The sequence below is a fragment of the Halpernia humi genome (assembly GCF_900108025.1).
GTDB classification, from domain to species: Bacteria; Bacteroidota; Bacteroidia; order Flavobacteriales; family Weeksellaceae; genus Halpernia; species Halpernia humi.
In genome coordinates this window covers 226545-247594 of sequence record NZ_FNUS01000005.1, presented here as the reverse complement: position 1 = coordinate 247594, position 21050 = coordinate 226545, and the positions used below count along the sequence as shown (strand labels likewise).

Here is a 21050-nt window from a genome sequence, read left to right as displayed (position 1 = left end):
TTGAACTTTCAGTTATTATAAAATGAATAAAAAAGTTTTTATATTTTCAAATTTCTATAAACCTGGATACCTAGCTGGTGGCCCTATTCAGAGTGTTTTCAATCTCGCTACGCTTATGGGCGAACACTTCGAAATCTACATATATACTCAAAATTATGATTTTAAAAAGAGAGAAATAAAATATAAGATTGATACGGGAATTTGGATTGATCAAGAAAATCATTCTAAAGTGAAATATGTAAACCATTTTACCTACTATTTCAGAGCAACTAAACAGTTATATGAGATAAAACCGGAGGTTATATATTTCAATAGTTTATTTTCAATCAGTACAATGACGAATATTTTACCAAGTTTAATTTATTCAATTATTAATAAGAGCAAAATAATAATCGCTCCGCGTGGTGAATTAGACTCTGGCGCACTAAATTTAAAATCTTTTAAAAAAAAGGCTTACATTAAAGTTTTTTCTTTTCTTTTTTCATCAAAAGTAACCTTTCACGCCACAACAGAATTAGAGAAATTAGAAATTCTGGCACAAAATAAAAACTTTAAGATTCAAGTCGCAAATAATATCCCGAAATTAGTATCACAAAAATTACCAAAAATAAAAGAAACTTTAAAATCAAATTTTGTCTTCATTTCTAGAATTTCTCCTAAAAAAAATCTGCTCTATGCATTACAATGTTTTGCACAAACCAAAGTAGAGGGCATCATAAATTTTGATATAATCGGCCCATTTGAAGATATACAATATTGGAAAAAATGTGAAGCTGAAATTTTAAAACTGCCTCAAAATATAATTTGTAACATTATAGGGCCGCTTAATCATACCGAAATAGAAGAGACTTTGCAAAAGAGCCATTTCCTCTTTTTCCCCACATTAGCAGAAAATTATGGGCACGTTATTTATGAATGTTTAAGTTATGGTATTCCTGTTATTATAAGCAATAACACACCTTGGAAACAAAATGATAATGGGATTTTTGTTAATGATTTAGCGCAGCCAGAGGCTTTTGTGAAAATTATAGAAAATGTTCATCAACTTGATAATGAAGAATATGAAATTGAAAGCAATAAAGCATTTAATTATGCCAAACAAAGCATTGATGCGCAAGAATTAATAAATTCCTACAGACAATTATTCAGTTTATAATAGGTCTTTTTTTGATTCAGAAAAATTAATTTAGTTTATATAAAAACCTTTAATATTTTTAAAATTTCCTGCTTTTATTTTGAAAATTCTACAAACTACTCGAAAACTACTCAATAATAAAGGAAGAAATTTTTTAATTTCTTTCCAAGTGATAAATGGCATTTTGTCTGTCGTTTTTGGGAAATTAGTCGCTTTGCATATCGAGCCAGAGTCTTTTGGAAAATTTAATATTGAAAATGCCGCCTATTTCTTCGTCTTTTCCCTGCTTTTGCAGCCGTTTTTGCAATACATAAAAGCCAATTTTTTTGATATTCTGAAAACTTCTGCCATCAAGCAATTTGTTACTTTTTATTTAATGTTCCTTAGTTTAAGCATCTCGTTAATAATTTTTATATTTAAATTCTATTTTCAAGAAAACTTTTGGATTATTTCCTTCGTCGTTGTCACTTTGGTCTTAAATTCGATTTTTATGTTGATGAACGATTTTTTTTCCATCAAAGCAAAATTTGTAGATTTATCACTTCTCAATCTGTTTAAGAACCTTTTTCCTATCTTATTTTTACTCTTGGTGTTTTTCAGTAGTGGTTTTGTGGTACAAGATGGCTATAAGATTTTATGGATTGCCCAGATTGTTGGTTTGGTTACTACATTGTATTATTTTTTAAGGTGGTTTCCTTTTCGTCTTTTGAAGTCTAATGATAAGAATTACAAATCCATTTTGGTTGATATTTTAAAATATACCGCTCCTTTGGTTTTACTCGCTTTCTGGAATTGGATCAATAGTTTTAGTGATCGTTTTATAATCGAAAATTATTTAGGACTACAAAAAGTCGGAATTTATAACGCCAATGTGGGCTTAGGTTCCAAAGTTTTTTTAATGATTAATCCTCTTTTCTTAACATTATTAACACCTGTAGTTTTCAACAGTTCTATTCAATTATCAGATCGCAAAAAGAAAATAGACCTTTATTTGAAATTTTATTTTATTCTTATTATTTCTGCGGGTTTATTTATTTTTATTTTTAAAAATTTTATCGGTCATCTTTTTTTATCGGCAAATTATGAGCAGGGCTTTTATCTTATTTTTTGGAGTTGTGTGTCTTATGGCTTGATAACGGCAGGCTATTTTTTAGAAATGATTTTTTATGCAGACAATAAAACTAAGGTTATACTATATGCTAATATTATTTCCGCATTAATTATGCTAGGCATAAATTTTATTTTTATGCCAAAATTTGGTTTATTTGTAGCCGCAATTGCATTATCATCGGCTGCTTTGGTAAAGTTTTTATATTTGCGCTTCATTTATACGTTACATGTTTAGAAAATGATATTTTATTTCGCCTTATTTTTATTGTTTTTTCTGCTATCTTTTTTAGATATAGAAAATGTAAAAACTTCAGTAAAAACAAGGTTTTATATATTGAGCATCCTGCTCCTTATTGTGTTAAGTGGTTTGCGCTGGAAGACTGGTACAGATTGGGATATGTATTTTTATTATTTTACTACTTACAAAAGTTTTGATGAATTTAATAATGGTCAGTTTGAGTTTCTCTATTCTTCCTATGCGTATATTATAAAGAGCCTCACCAATTCTTATTCGGTCTTTTTACTCGTTACTTCTATTTTTATTATTGGTTTTAAAGCCATCATGTTTAGGAAATTAGAACCATATTTTCTGGTTTGTCTTTTTGCCTTTTATGCCATTTACATGGGCGATCTTTTTCCGGTGCGGCAAAATATTGCGATTTCTATAGCATTATTAAGTTTTTATTTTATCATCAAAAGGCAAAAACTGGCCTTTGTTATTTCTGTTATTGTTGCTACATTCTTTCATAATTCTGCTATTATTTTATTAGCGGCATATCCTATTTTTTATATGAAGATGAGCAATAAATTAATTCTGATTTTAATTGCGACCTCTTTATTAATTGGTCTTTCGGATGTTTTAACTAGCGCTTTACGTGAATTAAAAGGTCTGTTTAACTTGGGTGGCGGGTTTTTATCGGAACGTATTACAGATAAGCTACAATCTTACACCACAGATAGTTATTCTTCTAATATCAGTAGTAATGTCGCTTTTTTAATCAGTGCGGCAAGAAGATTAATTATTTTACCAATTGTTTTATATTTAAGAAAAGATATAAAAAGTACTGTTTTTAATGGCTACATCAATCTTTTTGTTTTTAGCAATATCATTTTTTTCTTGCTTTCTAAAGTATCAATTGTTTTTGTTCGCTTTACCTCTTATTTTGCACTTGCTGAAATATTAATGATTGCAATAGTATTGCGCAGCCAGAAAGATAAAAGGATAAAAGTACTGCTGTTAATTTTCTTCGCAATCTATCTCGCCATTAGATTAATAGTTTCAATAAATACGTATAGAGATTTATTTGATCCGTATTATTGGATTTTTGATAAATATATTCCAAGAATCACTTATTAAATAGATATGGTAAGAATTATAGAAACCCAAATGAGTGGAAACGCTCATTTAGTAATCAATTTAGCAATGCTGAAACGTTTTGCTGAAAATACTGATTTTCTATTTGTGGGCGATCAATCTCAAATTGAATTATTAAATAAAAGATTTAATATTAAAAATAGCCAACCTATAAAAGTGCAAGAACACGTTAAAAAATGGCAAATTCCATTTATGGTAATCTATCATTTTTTTATCATTTTAAACCAATTAATTTACTCAAAATCAATAGATAAAGTAGTTTTTACCAGTTTGTTTCCTATAACACATAGACTCGTGAAACCATTCTTTTTTATTTCAAAAGCAGAAAAGTATATTGTGCTTCACGGGGAACTTAAACAAATAAATGCATACACTAATTCACTTTTAAAAATTATTGGGAAATTTCTAAAATCGGCTTTATTGTATAAAGTTTCTAACCTAAAATATATTGTTTTGGGCGAAAATATCGAAAAGGTAATTTTAAAGAACAAGTGGCTTCTGCCCGCAGAAATAATTTGCATCCAACATCCTTATAATTTTAGCGATGCAATTCCGAAACAAAACAATCCAGAATTTTTGAAATTAGTAAGTATCGGCACGTCATCAATTAGCAAAGGCTCGCATTATTTTATAGATTTAGCAAAGAAAAATAAAAATCCCAAACTTTTATTTGAAATTGTAGGTGCTTTAACTGATCCTAATTTGGAAGTTTTATTACATGACGATATTATTACACACGATAAAAAATTATTAGATAGCGAAACCTATAATTTGCTTTTATCTAAAGCAGATATTGCCGTTTTCTTTTTAAACGAGGCAGAATATGAATACACTGCAAGTGCCGCATTTTTAGATGCTGTGAAATATAGACTACCTATTTTTGCCATTAAAAACAGTTATTTCAAGTATTATTTTCAGAATTTTGGCGATGTAGGTATTCTTTTTGAAAATCAAGAAGAGTTATCCCGTTTTATTTTGAACCAAAATCTATCGGAAGTTTTAGAAAAAAATCAAAAAATTTGGGAAGAAAATTTTTTAAAAATTATTGCAAAAAATGGATTTTAAAAACCAAATTTAATGTTGTTTAATGAATTAACACTAATAAATTTTACATACAATTGAAATACCAACAATTCCAATGAAAATTGACACAATAAAATTCGACTTTTAAAAAAATAAAAAACCACATTTGAAAGTATTAAACTTTTTACTTTTGGTGATTTTGCCAGCATTATATAGTTCACAAAACAAATTGTTTACTATAAATAATTATGCACAGATTGCTTTGCCAGAAAATCCATCTGCGCAGGAAGTGTTTGCTGCGCAACTTATTCAAAAAGATGTGCAGAAATTTTATCATAAAGATTTAAAGATTTTTCATAAAAATAATCCTGTTTCCAATTCAATCTGTGTAGGAAATTTTAGCAAAGATTTAGATATTATTACTGATAATGTGAACATAGAATTTAAAAATTCTAACGTCTATATTTTCGGAAAAGAAAATAGAGATTTGTTATATTCTACTTACACTTTTTTAGAGAAATTTCTTGGTATTTATCAATTTACACCAACGTATAAAACTTTGGTAAGCCAAAAAACAAAAAAAACTAATTACCATTATTCTCCGCCTTTTATTTACAGAAGAGATTTTTCTTACGAATCTAATTTTTCCAAAGAATTTAATTCTGTTTTAAGAGAAGACAGCGATTTCCCTGCCGATTCTGTTTTTGGTAAACCGTATAATATCGTGGGTTTTGTGCATACGTTTGCAAATATTTTACCGGCCAGCAAATATTTTAAATCGCATCCAGATTGGTTTTTAAATACTGACCAAATTAAAAAACTAAAACCCGATTTCACCGATCAAGAAGTTCAAATAAATTTTACAAGCGAAGCTGCTTTTGCTGAAGTCATAAAAAATTTATCAGAAATAATAGAAAATAATCCTGCCGAAAAAGTATTTTCTGTTTCTATGAACGATGGTGGTGAATTTTATGAGTGTAAAGATTGCAGAATAAATTCAGAAAACAAATCCACGCAATTACTGAGATTTGTAAATAAAGTTGCGAAAGAAATAGCAAAAAAATATCCAAATGTATTTATAGAAACCCTTTTTTATGCAGATGCGATAGATTTGCCCAGCATTAAACCAGAAAGAAACGTAATATTGCGGCTGGCTTTGATTAATAATGAAATTGGGCACACTTTACAAAACCCAATGAATGCTAAAAAACTAGATTTAATCAATTCTTGGGCAAGTTTTACCAAAAATTTATTCTATTGGGATTATGCTCTAAACTCTTATGTATCGGGTTTTTTGTTGCCACAGCCTGGTTTTAGGAGACTTGGCAGCGATTTGCAGTATTTTAAGAAAATTGGTTTAAAAGGTTATTTTGTTCAAAGTTATTTAGGCAATAATGAGTTGGCTTATTTCGGTGAAATGAAATCTTGGGTTTTATCCAGATTAATTTGGGATCCAAGCCAAAATGAAGATCGTTTAATACAATTTTATTTTAAAAATAATTACGGAGCAGCAGGCGAAAATATGTATCAAATTTACAATGCAGTTGAAGATGCGTCGGAGAAATATCCTTTAGAAACTTACCACGAAAATTATAATTTTATCGACGAAGTACTAATTGAAAAATGCAAAAACTTGTTTTCTGATTCTTATAAGAAAGTAGCTGGCGATTTGGTTTTAACCAAAAAAATAGACCGACAAAAATTGTTTTTTGATTTTGCTGAACTTTATCTATTTAAGCAATTAAACTTGCAGAAAAGATTTGCAGGTAAAACAAGCAATGATGTTCAAAGTTTTTCATCACAAAGAAACACTTTCTTAGCAGATTTACAAAAAATAGATTTAAAACCAGAAACCGTAGCAAAAGTTTCAAAAATAGTTTCGGATTTAGTAGTTCCAGATTTTGCAAACGAAGCAATTAAAAGTGGTAGCAAATCCATTATAATACAAGAAAATGAATTTCAACTCTATCCAGACAAAAGCATCGCGGGAATTGAAGAAGATAATGGAAAAAATGTGGCCTACCTAAATGGAAATAATTTACTGTGGGGCATCATTGTATATTTTAAAAATTATGTTTCGGTACTAAAAGATGAAAAATGGGAAATAAATGCTAAAATCCGACTTAAAATAAAGGTGAAAAAAGAAAATATTTTACTAAACGTAGGGGTTTACAATTTCGAAACTGGAACAAACAAACTTGTAAAAAGAGTGCCGATAGAAAAATTTGTAAATAATGAATATCAATTCTTAACTTTGCCAGCCATGAAACTTTCAGAGAAAGATGAACTTTGGTTTTATGTAGATGGTAATTGCAATTGTATCGATCAACTCCTCGTAGATTATATAGAGCTAAAACCAAAAAACAAATGATGAAAACACAAATTAAAAATTTACTTTTGAGAAAAAAATTATACCAATTAAAGAAATTTAGAGGATGATACTAATAGACGCTTTATACATAAACGGAGGTGGCGGAAAAGTACTATTAGATTATTTAATATTTGAACTTGAGAAAACCGATAAAGAAATCACCTTTCTTTTAGACGAAAGAATTAAAAATAAAAGGAATTATTTTTCAGAGAAAAATACATTTATTTTTATGGAAGCCGATCTTAAAAAGAGAAGTAATTTTTATAAGAAAAATAAAAGCACTTTTTCATCTATTTTGTGTTTCGGGAACTTGCCTCCAAATATTCGCACGAAAGCAAAGGTTTACACTTATTTTCACCAATCGCTTTATTTGGATTTGCCAGATGATATGAATTTTGTAAAAAAAGGAATTTACAAACTCAAAACATTAGTAGTACGCTACTTTAAGCCTAATACAGATTTCTGGATAGTGCAAAATGAATTGGTGCAAAATTCTCTTTCTAAAAAATATGCGATTAATAAGTCTAAAATAAAAATTTTACCTTTTTATCCTTCATTTTTATCCCACGAGAAATTCGAGAGAAATAGGCACCAGTATATTTATGTAAGTGATGCGCCACCTCATAAGAATCATTTATTGCTAATTGAAGCCTTCTGCGCCTTCTATGATAAGTTTAATATTGGACGCCTTGTATTAACTGTATCAGAAGAGTTTTTACCTTTAGTAGAAGTCATAAAAGAAAAAGTAAAATTAAACTATCCAATAGAAAATATTGGTTTTGTACAACGGGAAAAATTACAACAATATTATTCGGAATCGCATTATCATATTTTTCCTTCTATATCAGAAAGTTTTGGTTTGGGTTTAGTAGAAGCGATAGAAAATGGCTGTGATATTATAGGCGCAGATTTACCATACACCTACGAAGTATGTGAGCCTTCAATCGCTTTTAATCCTTTTGAGGTTAATTCTATTTTAGATGCTTTAACACTATCGATGCAAAATAATATCCCTAAAAGTACATCCAAAGTAAAAAATCAGATCGAAAAAATCATTGATCTTCTTTAGTCATTATTCCTACTTTTCAAACTTTTGATATGTTGCTTTTCAGTTCTGTATTATTTTAATTTCCATTAAAGTAGGGTAAAATTGCAAAAAATGTTTTATAAAACCGTATTTTTGCGCTAATTATTAATGCATTTTAAAAATTATATTTTTTTATGCCAAGTTAAATTGCAATATATTATTACAAATGAAAATCACAAATAAAACACTTCTAATTACTGGTGGTACTGGTTCTTTTGGAACTGCCGTTTTAAGCAAATTTATAGATACCGATCATTTTAAAGAAATCCGCGTTTTTTCTCGGGATGAAAAAAAACAAGATGATATGCGCAAATTGTTTAATAATGATAAATTAAAGTTTTATATTGGTGATGTCAGAGATTATAACAGTGTAGAAAATGCAATGAGAAATGTAGATTATGTTTTTCATGCTGCAGCTCTCAAACAAGTGCCTTCTTGCGAGTTTTTCCCAATGCAAGCTGTAAAAACAAATGTAGAAGGAACGGAAAACGTTATAAATGCCGCAATAAAAAATAATGTAAAAAAAGTAATTTGCTTAAGCACAGACAAGGCCGCATATCCAATCAATGCAATGGGTATTTCCAAAGCCATGATGGAAAAAGTTGCCGTTGCTGCCTCTAGAAATGCTGGTGAAACAGTTGTTTGCCTCACCAGATATGGAAATGTGATGGCATCTCGTGGTTCAGTAATTCCGTTATTTATAGATCAAATAAAAAGTGGTGGGCCAATAACTATTACAGATCCGAACATGACGCGCTTCTTAATGTCTTTAGATGAAGCAGTAGATTTAGTTTTATTTGCTTTTGAACACGGAAATCCTGGTGATCTTTTCGTAAATAAAGCACCCGCCGGGACTATTGGTGATCTTGCCCAAGCTTTAAAAGAAATCTTTAATGCAGATAATGAAATCAGAATTATCGGCACACGACACGGTGAAAAGTTATACGAAACGCTTTGTACACGCGAAGAAATGATGACAGCAGAAGACATGGGAGATTTCTACAGAATTCCCGCTGATAACAGAGACCTTAATTATGCAAAATATTTTTCTGAGGGTATTGATGATTTTACAGACATTGAAGATTATAATTCACACAATACCAAGAGACAAGATTTGGAGGGTATGAAAGAAATTTTTCTTAAACTTCGTATCATTAGAAAAGAAGCCTTAGGAGAAGATATTGTGCAATATCCTAGTTAAATTTAGAATTTTTTAATAAATTTTGTCCATGATAGAATTCAAATTAATTTATTCATAATTATTTTAACAAATACTCGTCTTCTGCAAATTTTTATTTTAACAAGATTTTGCTTTATTACCACCCCGAACCAAAAGAAATATGAAAAAACTAAAAGTGGCAACCGTTTTAGGAACACGTCCAGAAATTATAAGACTTGCCGAATGTATCAAACTTTGTGATCAATTTTTTGATCATATTTTAATTCATACTGGCCAAAACTATGATTATGAGTTAAACGAAATATTTTTTGAAGATCTCAATTTAAGAAAGCCAGATATTTTTTTGAACGTTGCAGGTAAACATCTTGGTGAAACAATAGGCAATGTTATTTCAAAATCATTCGAAGTTTTTTCTGCTGAAATGCCCGATGCCTTACTCGTTTTAGGAGATACTAACAGTGTTTTATGCACCATTGCTGCCAAAAGACTGAAAATACCAATCTTTCACATGGAAGCAGGAAATCGCTGCTTTGATCAAAATGTACCAGAAGAAATTAATAGAAAAATATCAGATCATATTTCAGATATAAACCTTACTTATACCGAAAATAGTAGAAGATATTTATTGAGTGAAGGTTTCCGAAAAGACCATGTATTTGTGACTGGTTCACCGCTTTTTGAAGTTCTGGAGAAGTATAAAAATAAAATTTCTAATTCTGATGTTGTAGAACGACTAAAACTCGAAAATCAAAAATATATTGTGGTAAGTGCTCATCGCGAAGAAAATATAGATATTAAAAATCATTTTGAGATTCTCGCTGAGTCTTTAAATGCAGTCGCCGAAAAATATCAAATGCCCATTATTTTTTCTACACATCCAAGAACTAAAAATAGAATTGAAGCAAACAAAATAGAATTTCATCCCTTAATTAAAAATGTGCCGCCGCTTGGCTTTTTCGATTATGTAAAACTTCAAAAAAATGCTTATGTTGTACTTTCGGATAGCGGAACAATTAGTGAAGAATCAGCAATGATGCAATTCCCAGCAGTAAGTATTAGAACAAGTACGGAAAGACCAGAAGCCATCGATTGGGGAACAATTGTTTTAGGTGGAATTTCAAAAGAAAGCATGATAAATTCCATTGAAATCGCCAGAGGTCTAGCATTAGATAACGAAAGCCAACTGCCAATGGAATATACCATTAATAATACTGCAGCAAGAGTGGTTAGGGCGATCCAAAGTTATACGCCAATTGTAAATAAAGTAATCTGGGATAAGTAATGAAAAAAATTTTAGTCATAGGTATTAAAGGAATGGCAGGACATGTCATTTTTAAAAAGTTACAAGAAAATTCTACTTATAAAGTCTTTGGCTTGGCGCGCAATATTAAAATTACAGAAAATACCTTTGATCTTGATGTAAGTAAAACAGATGAACTCACAAAAATTATTTCAGAAAATAATTTTGATGTTATCATTAATGCCATCGGGATTTTAAATAAAGACGCTGAAGATCATCCAGAGAAAGCAGTTTGGTTCAATAGTTATTTTCCGCACTTTTTAGAAAAAATCACAAAAAATCACAATTCTAAAGTAATTCATATCAGTACAGACTGCGTTTTTAATGGTAAAAAAGGAAATTACACCGAGAAAGATACCAAAGATGGGGTTGGCTTTTATGCGCAATCAAAAGCATTGGGGGAATTAGAAAATGAGAAAGATTTAACAATCAGGACTTCTATCATAGGACCAGAAATTAATAAAAATGGAATTGGACTTTTCCATTGGTTTATGTCCGTGCCAGAAAACACTACCATAAAAGGTTTTTCACAAGCGTTTTGGTCAGGTTTAACCACAATTGAATTAGCAAATGTAATTGAATATGTAATTGAAAATAATATTTCAGGTCTTTTACAAGTCGCACCAAAAAATAAAATTGATAAGTATTCTTTATTAAATCTATTTAATGAAATTTTTAGAAATAATAACATAAAAATTCTGCCTGATGATGCTTATAAAGTAGATAAAAGTTTAGTAAGCATCAGAGAAGATTTCAAATATAAAGTTCCTACTTACAGCGAGATGTTAATTGAAATGAAAAATTGGATCAATGCTGAAAATATTTATTCTTATTGATGAAAATTCTAATTATTTCCCAATATTTTTGGCCAGAAAGTTTTAAAATTAATGACATTTGTTTAGGTCTTCAAGAAAAAGGTCATGATGTAAGCATTCTCACAGGCATCCCGAATTATCCAAAAGGAGAATTTTTTGAGGGTTATAATTTTGGAAGTAAAGATGAGATGTGGAACGGAATGAAAATTTACCGAGCCAAACTTTTGCCCAGAGGCAAAGGAGGCATCAGTTTGTTTTTAAATTACTTTTCATTTGTTTTTTTTGCGTGGCTGAAAATTTATAGAATCAAAGAAAAGTTTGATCGTATTTTGGTTTACGAGCCATCACCGGTTACTGTCGGAATTCCCGCAATTAATGCCTCTCGAAAATTTAATGCGCCTTATTATTTTTGGGTGCAAGATCTTTGGCCAGAGAGTTTGCAATCTGCGGGAGGTATCAATAATAAATTTGTACTTTCCGTTTTTGATAAAATAACCAAACTGATTTATAAAAAATCCGAAAAAGTTTTGGTGCAATCTGAAGGTTTTAAAGAGTATATTTTGAAACAGGGCATTTCTGCTGAAAAAATTATTTTCTACCCAAATACAACTGAAGATTTTTATAAAAAAGAAGAAAAAATATCAAAAATCGAAAGTCTTTTACCAACTGGTTTTAAAATAATGTTTGCGGGTAACCTTGGAGAAGCCCAAAGTTTAAATACCCTTATAGAAGCCGCAGAAATTTTAAATAAAAAAAGTATTGATTTAAAATGGATATTTTTGGGAGATGGTAGAAACCGAGAATTTTTGCAAAATTTAATTAAAGAGAAAAATTTAGAAAAAAACGTTTTTCTTTTAGGTTCTTTCCCAGCCACAGAAATGCCACATTTTTTTGCATCGGCTGATGCTTTAATTTTAAGTTTGAAAAGCGATAAAATTTTTGCATTAACGATACCTTCAAAATTACAATCTTATTTAGCCTGTGGAAAACCCATACTTGCATCTCTTAATGGCGAAGGTGCGAAGATTGTTAATCAATCAAATTCGGGTTTTTCTTCACCTGCTGAAGACGCAAATGTTTTGGCAGAAAATGTAGAAAAACTCTATCGTTTATCGCCAGATGAACGCCAAAAAATGGGAGAAAATGCAATAGATTATTTTAAAAATAATTTTGACAGAAAGACGCTATTGGAAAAATTAGAACAAATTTTGAATTTCAAATAATTTTAAATGAAAATCACCATCACAGGCGCATCTGGATTTGTAGGCCAAAATCTTTCAAAATATTTAATCGAACATGGAAATGCAGTCGTTGGATTGTCACTTAGAGGTGCTTGGGCTTTAGATAAAACCGCAGATGCAGTAATTCATTTGGCGGGTAAAGCGCATGATACCGCAAATACGTCGGCTGAAGCAGACTATTTTGAAATTAATACAGAACTCACAAAAAAATTATTTAACGAGCTTTTAGAATCTGATATTAAGGATTTTTTTTATTTCAGCAGTGTGAAGGCAGTTGCAGATACGGTGGAAGGAAGTTTAAAAGAAAACTTTGAGCCTAACCCGAAAACACCTTACGGGAAATCTAAATTAGAAGCAGAACAATATTTATTGAAACAAAATTTAGCGGAAGGCAAAAGACTTTTCATCATTCGTCCGTGTATGATACACGGGCCTGGAAACAAAGGAAACCTCAATTTACTTTATAAAGTGGTGGAAAAAGGAATTCCGTGGCCTTTGGCGGCTTTTGAAAATCAGCGTTCTTTTTTGAGTATTGATAATCTTAATTTTTTAATTAAAAATATTTTAGAAAACAAAAATATAAATTCAGGAATTTATAATTTTGCAGATGATAAATCTCTGTCAACCAATGATTTGGTTAAAATTATTTCTACTGCTTCAGGTAAAAAACCGCAATTGTGGAAAATTAGCGAAAGATTTATTGTCGCAATTGCACGAGCAGGAGATCTTTTAAAATTTCCGCTAAATTCTGAAAGATTGAAAAAATTAACAGAAAGTTACGTTGTTTCAAATACTAAAATTAAGAAGGCTTTAGGTTTAGAAAATCTACCAATCTCCGCAGAAGAAGGCTTAACGAAAACCATCAAAAGTTTTAAAAAATGATTTACGTTTTAATTGTCGTTATTTTATTCATCTCTATTTTAATTTATTTCAAAATTGCAAATAAATATAATATTATAGACAAACCGAACGAGCGCAGTTCACACTCAGAAATCACTTTGCGTGGTGGTGGGATTATCTATCCAATTGCTTTTATTTTACTAATGATTTATGAATTTTTATCTAAAAATAATCAAGGTTTTTTAGAAAACTATTGGCAATTTGGTTTGGGTTTATTAATTATTTGCAGCATTAGTTTTATTGATGATTTAATGGATTTATCTAGTAAAATAAGGATATTATTTCATTTTATTTCGGTGTCGCTTTTGCTTTATTTTATCAACGCATTTCAATTGCTACCGTTTTGGGTCATTCCAATTTTATTTATTTTAATCATAGGAATCCTTAATGCGTTTAATTTTATGGACGGCATTAATGGCATCACAGGTTGCTATAGTTTGGTGGTTTTAGGCGCTTTGCTCTATGTGAATCAATATATTTTCAATTTTACAGATCTTAATTTCATCGTTTTCCCAATGTTGGCAAGTGGCGTTTTTTTGTTTTTTAATTTCCGAAAGAAAGCCAAATGTTTTATGGGAGATGTTGGGAGTATGGCAATTGCTTTTTTGATTTTAGCACTTCTGGGTTTACTAATTATTAAAACCAATGATTTAAAATACATCCTTTTTCTAGTGATTTATGGCATAGATGTTATCACCACTATTTTAGAAAGATTAAAATTAAAAGAAAATATTTTCGAGGCGCACCGCCGTCATTTGTATCAACTTTTTGCAAACGAAAAAAAGGGCGATCACAGAATAATTAGTCTAGTTTATGCATTTTTGCAGGCAAGCGTCAATATTATCGTCATTAAATTTGATTTTCTGGGCGTTTGGATATTTCCAATTATTATTCTTCCGCTTTTTATTTTTTACCTACTTTTGAAAATTAGAATCCGCCAGAAAATAATTTTAGGATAATTTTTAAATTAATGTACAGATGCCTCTTTAAACCTTTATTTGATTTCATTTTTGCGCTTCTTGCATTCATAGTTCTATTTCCGATCTTTTTGGTCGTAAGTATAATTCTCACAATTGTAAACCGAGGAAATCCCTTTTTTTTGCAACTTCGACCGGGGAAAAATGAGAAAATATTTTCGATTATTAAATTTAAAACCATGACGGATTTTAAAGATTCTTCAGGCGTTCTTCTGTCGGATGAGGTACGTTTAACTAAATTTGGAAAAATAGTTCGCAAAACTTCTTTAGATGAAATACCGCAATTATTAAACGTTATAAAAGGCGAGATGAGTTTAGTTGGGCCACGTCCTTTGCTGCCAGAATATTTACCACTTTATAATTCAACGCAGAAAAAAAGACATTCTGTGAAACCTGGTTTGACTGGTTGGGCGCAAGTAAATGGTAGAAATGCCATTTCTTGGGAGAAAAAATTTGCGTTAGATGTTTGGTATGTGGAGCACCAATCTTTTTTTATTGATTTGAAGATTCTTTTTATAACTTTGAAAAAAGTAATACTTTCGCATGGTATTTATCAAGAAGGCGAAGCAGTAGTACAAGTTTTTAAAGGTGAAAAATTATGATATTATTCGGCGCAAGCGGACATTGCAAAGTAATTATTGACATATTACTACTCAACAATTATAAGATTGACAAGATTTTAGATGATAAGCCTTTGGTACAAGAACTCTACAATATTCCTGTATTTTTAAACGATGGTAAAATTGAGATGCAAAAGGCCATAATCTCTATCGGAAACAATGTAAGTCGAAAAAAAATTGCCACACTTTATAATTTAGAATACATCTCTGCATTTCACCCAAAAGCTACAATTTCTAAATTTTCGAACATTGGATTTGGAACAGTTGCAATGGCAAATTGCAGCATAAACCCAGATGTAACAATTGGAAATCACTGCATAATCAATACAAATGCCATCATAGAGCACGATTGCGAAATTTCAGACTTTGTGCACATTTGCCCAAATGCAGCTGTTGCCGGAAATGTTAAAATTGGTGAAGGCAGCCAAATTGGTATTGGGGCCTGTTTAAAACAAGGTATTTCTATTGGGAAATGGTGCGTCATTGGCGCAGGAGCGGTTATTTTAGAAGATGTTTTAGATAATAGTGTAGTGGTTGGAAATCCTGGAAGAATTCTTAATCTAAATAATGGTCATTAAACGTATTTTCGACATTATATTTTCTTTCTTTGGATTAATTTTTTTATTACCATTAATCGTTCTATTGATTCTTATTTCTACAATAGACACGAAATCTTTTGGGCTTTTTTTTCAAAAAAGAGTGGGGCAGTTTGCAAAACTATTCACCATTTATAAAATTAAAACAGTAAACCCAAAAACAGAAAAAATTTCTAAATGGGGCAACTTTCTTCGTAAGTCGAAATTAGATGAACTTCCACAATTAATAAATATATTAAAAGGAGAAATGAGTGTTGTGGGGCCACGCCCAGATATTGAAGGTTATTATGATAAATTAGAAGGCGAAAATCTAAAAGTTTTAGAATTAAAACCTGGCCTTACTTCAGAAGCCTCCTTAAAATATGCCGATGAAGAACAGCTTTTAGAAAAACAAATAAACCCGCTGCAATATAATGATTGCATTATTTTTCCCGATAAAATTAAATTAAATTTAGAATATTACTACAAAAGAAATTTGTTTTTAGATTTAATTATAATTTGGAAAACAATTTTTAAATAAATCAAAACTAAACCATATTTCAAAATATATTTCTAGTCTTAATAAATCATCCAGTAAAACTAAATTCGAATTAGATTTTTATTACATTTGTAATTCTAACATAATTTGTAATTCTAACGTAATTTGTAACAATAAATGTCTAATGCTAAAATTTGGCTTTCCTCACCACATATGGGCGGAAATGAATTGAAATATATTCAGAGCGCTTTTGATGAAAATTGGGTAGCACCAATGGGGTCAAATGTTAATCTTTTCGAAAAAAAACTAGAAGAATATTTAGAAGAAAATAAATATATTACGGCTCTTTCCACAGGAACTGCTGCGGTACATTTGGCACTAAATGTACTTGGCGTAAAAGCCGGAGATGAGGTAATTTGCCAAACCATGACTTTTTCAGCCTCTGCAAACCCTATCGTTTATTTGGGCGCAAAACCCATTTTTGTAGATAGTGAATCAGACACTTGGAACATGTCACCACAAATTTTAGAAGATGCCATTAAAGACAGAATTGCTCTAGGAATAAAACCAAAAGCAATTATTGTGGTTCATCTTTACGGCATGCCCGCAAAAATTGAAGAAATACTCAAAATTGCAAATAAATATGAAATCCCACTAATAGAAGATGCCGCAGAATCTTTGGGAAGTTCTTATAAAAACCAAAAATGTGGCACGTTTGGAGTTTTGGGGGTTTTGAGTTTTAATGGCAATAAAATTATTACAACTTCTGGAGGTGGTGCACTTGTTTGTACTACAAAAGAACAACAATCTAAAGCCTTATTTTTAGCCACTCAAGCGCGTGATTCTGCGCCACATTATCAACATTCTGAAATTGGGTTTAATTATAGACTAAGCAATATTTCTGCTAGTATTGGCTGCGGACAAATGGAAGTTTTAGAAGAAAGAATATTGCAGCGGCGTAAAAATTTCAAGTTTTATTTTGATTTATTTAATAACAAACCAGGAATTACAATGCTAGTTGAACCTACATCAGATTTCTACTCTAACCACTGGCTTTCTGCAATTACCATCGATGAAAAAATCACAGGTTTTTCTAGTGAAGATTTGTGCACTAAATTTCACGAAAGTAATATAGAATCAAGACCACTTTGGAAGCCCATGCATTTGCAACCTGTTTTTGCGGACGCCCCATATTATGGTGGTAATATAGCAGAAAACCTTTTCAAAAAAGGGCTCTGTTTGCCATCAGGCTCTAATCTTACAGATGAAAATCGAAATAGAATAAAAAAGGTTATTGAAAGCTGCTTTCAATTAGAAAAATCTAAATAATTTTATATTTTTAAATACTATTTTAAAAAGCCAAGCCAAATTTACATTAATGAAAATCAAAGAAACACCTTTAAAAGACTGCTATATTTTAGAACCTACAATTTTTGAAGACGAGCGCGGCTATTTTTTCGAAAAATATAATGAATCTACTTTTGAAAAAGCCACAGGATTAAACGGTCATTTCGTGCAAGACAATATTTCAAAATCTAGCTATGGCGTTCTACGTGGTGTGCATTTGCAAAAAGGAAAACATGCACAGGCAAAGTTGGTCTCTTGTTTAGAAGGGAAAGTTTGGGATGTTGCAGTAGATTTGCGTAAAATGTCACCTACGTTCGGGCAATGGTTTGGCGTAGAACTTTCTGCAGAAAATAAATTACAGTTATACGTTCCACGTGGTTTTGGGCACGGTTTTTCGGTATTGAGTGAAACGGCAATTTTCAGCTATAAATGCGATAATTTTTATAATAAAGAATCCGAAGGTGGCGTTCTTTATAATGATGAAGGCTTAAAAATAGACTGGAAATTACCAGAAACCGATATTATTTTATCCGAAAAAGATAAAATACAACTTCCATTTTCAAAAGAAAACTTTTAGAGTTTTGGCTTCATTTTCTTAAAGCCTTTTTGTTTATATTTGCGCTATGGCAGAAACCGTTATCATCTCTATTTGCGTTCTTCTATTAATATCTTATTTTTTTGATATTACTACGAAATTCACAAAAATTCCATCTGTAATTTTACTTTTGGCGATTGGTTGGGTCATCAATCAAATCAGTGGGCTTTCTGGTTTTGTAATTCCAGATCTAAATGTAATCTTGCCTATTTTGGGAACTTTAGGTTTAATATTAATCGTTTTAGAGGGCTCTTTAGAATTAGAATTAAACCACTCTAAAAAAAGTTTAGTCGCAAGAACCTTATTAATTTCTACGTCTTCTGTGCTCATAATGAGTGCTTTATCTACAGCGTGGCTTTATTATGAATGGGATATTCCTATTCGTGAAGGATTAATAAATGTGATTCCATTTTGTATTATTAGTAGTTCTATTGCCATCCCAAGTGCTGTGAATTTATCTGGCGCAAAACGAGAATTCATCATCTACGAGAGCAGTTTGTCGGATATCGTTGGCGTTATATTTTTTAATTTCGCCACTTTTGGTACTGCAATTACGCTTTCTGGTGGTTTTCATTTCATAGGGCAGTTTTTATTAATGATTGTAATTTCGATAGTAGCGTCTTTAATTCTCGCTATTTTATTAGGAAAAATAGACCATCATATTAAATATGGGCCCATCATTATTTCCATTATTTTAATATATGAAATTTCTAAAATTTACCATCTTCCTGCTTTAATTTTTATCTTATTTTTTGGTTTGGTTCTAGGTAATATTGATGAATTGCGAGGCGTAAAATTCTTAAAAAATGTGCGTTTCACGAGGTTAACTCGAGAGGTAAGTTTGTTTAAAGATGTTGTGATAGAAGCCACATTCGTTGTAAGATCGCTCTTCTTTTTGGTATTGGGATTTGTTTTGGAGACAGACGATATTATAAATGTAAGTTCATTAGAATGGTCGGTTAGCATCGTAGTTTTAATATTTGTAGTTCGGTTTTTCTTGTTAAAAATAACCAAAATGGAAGTGCAACCTTTGGTTTTTATTGCGCCACGAGGCTTAATTACTATCTTGCTTTTTCTAGCCATTATTCCTGCAGACAAAATTCCATTTTTAAACCAATCCATTATCATTCAAGTTATTTTGATGACCACTATTATTATGATGATTGGCGTGATGCTTAGCAACAAAAAAGATGAAAAAGAAAAATTAGTAGATTCCGTTGAAGAAGTTACGGTTTAATTTTTTAATTCTCGCTTCATTTTTTTTCATTCTATTTTATACGTAAATTCGCATCCTGAAAAACAGCAACTTGTCGTTGAATAAATCAGCCAATTTGTTTATTTTATTAGTCTAAAATCTATCAGTCTATTATCTCAAAATTATGCGCACAAAATCCACCGGCCAAAAAAAAATAAATATCGTCACTCTTGGCTGCTCCAAAAATGTTTACGATTCTGAAGTTCTAATGGGGCAATTGCAAGCCAACGGAAAAGACGTGGTGCACGAAGATCGGGGCGATATTGTGGTGATTAATACTTGTGGATTTATAGACAATGCAAAAGAAGAAAGCATCAATACTATTTTAGATTATGTGGAGGCTAAAAACCGCGGCGAGGTAGAAAAAGTATTTGTGACTGGTTGTCTTTCAGAGCGTTATAAACCAGATTTAGTGCGCGAAATTCCTGATGTAGATCAATATTTTGGAACACGCGATTTACCTTTGTTGTTAAAACATTTGGGCGCAGATTATAAACACGAGTTGGTGGGCGAAAGAATGGTGAGCACACCAAAACATTACGCTTATCTAAAAATTTCTGAAGGTTGCGACAGACCTTGTTCCTTCTGTGCAATCCCTTTGATCCGGGGAAAACATATTTCAACGCCTATTGAAAATTTGGTTTTAGAAGCCCAAAAATTAGCCGCAAAAGGCGTAAAAGAACTTATTTTAATTGCACAAGATCTTACGTTTTATGGTTTAGATATTTACAAAAAACGTGCGCTTGGCGATTTGCTAAAAGAATTAGTAAAAGTGGACGGAATAGAATGGATTCGTTTGCATTATGCCTTTCCGACAGGATTTCCAGAGGATGTTTTAGATATTATCAGAGAAGAACCTAAAATTTGTAACTATATCGATATTCCTTTGCAACATATCAATTCTAAGGTTTTAAAAGATATGAAACGCGGAACTTCACACGAAAAAACCAACGCACTCTTGGATAAATTTCGCGAAAAAGTACCAAATATGGCGATTAGAACAACGCTTATTGTTGGTTTTCCTGGTGAAACAGAAGAGAATTTTCAGGAAATGAAAGCTTGGGTAAAAGCGCAACGTTTTGATAGATTGGGCTGTTTCACTTATTCGCACGAAGAAAATACCACTGCTTTTGTTTTGGATGATGATGTGCCACAAGATGTGAAAGATGCACGTGTAGAAGAAATAATGGAAGTGCAATCTCAGATTTCTTGGGAGAAAAACCAAGAGAAAGTGGGAAAAACTTTTAGATGTTTGTTTGATCGCAAAGAAGGAAATTACTTCGTTGGTAGAACAGAATTTGATTCGCCAGACGTTGATAATACAGTGCTCGTTCCTGCCGAAAATATCTATATTTCTGTTGGCGATTTTGCCGAAGTAAAAATCACTTCTGCCGAAGAGTTTGATTTAATTGGCGAATTGGTCTAAAATTTTTTAAATAAAACACAGAAAAAAATCTCTTCGAAATCGGGGGAGATTTTTTCAGTTAAACAATTGTATTTCAATTGGTTAACTTATTGTCTCATAAAGAATTTGCTATTTTTAGTTAATTCTATTAACTTTTCACCCTTGTTTTTAACATATTTTAACAACCTTTCGCAAAAGCCTTTATCAAAGGGAAAACACGATGGTAACCTGGTTTTTTAA

Annotated in this window: 19 protein-coding genes; all 19 read left to right on the top strand. The window is 31.0% G+C overall.

The window, feature by feature from the left end:
• The first annotated feature begins 22 nt into the window (after positions 1–22).
• The 19 genes from C4S29_RS11245 (at position 23) to rimO (ending at position 20831) form a co-directional block, all read left to right on the top strand.
• A complete protein-coding gene (locus C4S29_RS11245) occupies positions 23–1156 on the top strand; it encodes a glycosyltransferase (protein WP_103914186.1) in 1134 nt (377 codons plus the stop codon).
• Positions 1157–1235: 79 nt separating this feature from the next.
• On the top strand, positions 1236–2480 hold the full coding sequence (locus C4S29_RS11240) for an MATE family efflux transporter (RefSeq protein WP_103914185.1): 1245 nt from the start codon (positions 1236–1238) through the stop codon (positions 2478–2480).
• Positions 2481–2579: 99 nt separating this feature from the next.
• Positions 2580–3602, top strand: coding sequence for an EpsG family protein (locus tag C4S29_RS11235; RefSeq protein ID WP_159969849.1), 1023 nt, complete (start codon positions 2580–2582; stop codon positions 3600–3602).
• Between the two features lie 6 nt (positions 3603–3608).
• Entirely contained in the window at positions 3609–4685 is a 1077-nt protein-coding gene (locus C4S29_RS11230) for a hypothetical protein (protein ID WP_103914183.1), read from the top strand.
• A gap of 124 nt (positions 4686–4809) precedes the next feature.
• Positions 4810–7014 (top strand): DUF4838 domain-containing protein, encoded by a 2205-nt coding sequence (locus C4S29_RS11225; RefSeq protein WP_103914182.1) that lies wholly within the window; start codon positions 4810–4812, stop codon positions 7012–7014.
• Positions 7015–7078: 64 nt separating this feature from the next.
• The gene (locus tag C4S29_RS11220; protein ID WP_103914181.1) at positions 7079–8083 is read left to right on the top strand and encodes a glycosyltransferase; all 1005 of its coding nucleotides are present in this window, start codon (positions 7079–7081) and stop codon (positions 8081–8083) included.
• A 184-nt stretch (positions 8084–8267) separates the two neighbouring features.
• Complete coding sequence (locus tag C4S29_RS11215) at positions 8268–9302, top strand: polysaccharide biosynthesis protein (RefSeq protein WP_103914180.1); 1035 nt, start codon at positions 8268–8270, stop codon at positions 9300–9302.
• 139 nt (positions 9303–9441) lie between these two features.
• Positions 9442–10563 (top strand): non-hydrolyzing UDP-N-acetylglucosamine 2-epimerase, encoded by a 1122-nt coding sequence (gene wecB / locus C4S29_RS11210; RefSeq protein WP_103914179.1) that lies wholly within the window; start codon positions 9442–9444, stop codon positions 10561–10563.
• The gene (locus C4S29_RS11205; RefSeq protein ID WP_103914178.1) at positions 10563–11417 is read left to right on the top strand and encodes a dTDP-4-dehydrorhamnose reductase family protein; all 855 of its coding nucleotides are present in this window, start codon (positions 10563–10565) and stop codon (positions 11415–11417) included. The genes wecB and C4S29_RS11205 overlap by 1 nt, the downstream gene beginning before the upstream one ends.
• Entirely contained in the window at positions 11417–12619 is a 1203-nt protein-coding gene (locus tag C4S29_RS11200) for a glycosyltransferase family 4 protein (protein ID WP_103914177.1), read from the top strand. The genes C4S29_RS11205 and C4S29_RS11200 overlap by 1 nt, the downstream gene beginning before the upstream one ends.
• A gap of 6 nt (positions 12620–12625) precedes the next feature.
• Positions 12626–13519, top strand: a complete 894-nt coding sequence (locus C4S29_RS11195) for an NAD-dependent epimerase/dehydratase family protein (protein WP_103914176.1) — start codon at positions 12626–12628, stop codon at positions 13517–13519.
• Positions 13516–14496 carry an MraY family glycosyltransferase gene (locus C4S29_RS11190; RefSeq protein ID WP_103914175.1) on the top strand — a complete coding sequence of 327 codons (981 nt, stop codon included), beginning with the start codon at positions 13516–13518 and terminating at the stop codon, positions 14494–14496. Before C4S29_RS11195 ends, C4S29_RS11190 begins: the two co-directional genes overlap by 4 nt.
• An 11-nt stretch (positions 14497–14507) precedes the next feature.
• Positions 14508–15116, top strand: coding sequence for a sugar transferase (locus tag C4S29_RS11185; RefSeq protein ID WP_103914174.1), 609 nt, complete (start codon positions 14508–14510; stop codon positions 15114–15116).
• On the top strand, positions 15113–15712 hold the full coding sequence (locus tag C4S29_RS11180; protein WP_103914173.1) for an acetyltransferase: 600 nt from the start codon (positions 15113–15115) through the stop codon (positions 15710–15712). The genes C4S29_RS11185 and C4S29_RS11180 overlap by 4 nt, the downstream gene beginning before the upstream one ends.
• Positions 15702–16250, top strand: coding sequence for a sugar transferase (locus C4S29_RS11175; RefSeq protein WP_103914172.1), 549 nt, complete (start codon positions 15702–15704; stop codon positions 16248–16250). Before C4S29_RS11180 ends, C4S29_RS11175 begins: the two co-directional genes overlap by 11 nt.
• A 135-nt stretch (positions 16251–16385) precedes the next feature.
• The gene (locus C4S29_RS11170; RefSeq protein WP_103914171.1) at positions 16386–17537 is read left to right on the top strand and encodes an aminotransferase class I/II-fold pyridoxal phosphate-dependent enzyme; all 1152 of its coding nucleotides are present in this window, start codon (positions 16386–16388) and stop codon (positions 17535–17537) included.
• Positions 17538–17586: 49 nt separating this feature from the next.
• Positions 17587–18132, top strand: coding sequence for a dTDP-4-dehydrorhamnose 3,5-epimerase (rfbC, locus tag C4S29_RS11165; protein ID WP_103914170.1), 546 nt, complete (start codon positions 17587–17589; stop codon positions 18130–18132).
• Positions 18133–18178: 46 nt separating this feature from the next.
• The gene (locus C4S29_RS11160) at positions 18179–19387 is read left to right on the top strand and encodes a cation:proton antiporter (protein WP_103914169.1); all 1209 of its coding nucleotides are present in this window, start codon (positions 18179–18181) and stop codon (positions 19385–19387) included.
• Between the two features lie 142 nt (positions 19388–19529).
• Positions 19530–20831 (top strand): 30S ribosomal protein S12 methylthiotransferase RimO, encoded by a 1302-nt coding sequence (rimO, locus tag C4S29_RS11155; protein WP_103914168.1) that lies wholly within the window; start codon positions 19530–19532, stop codon positions 20829–20831.
• The last annotated feature ends 219 nt before the right edge of the window (positions 20832–21050 follow it).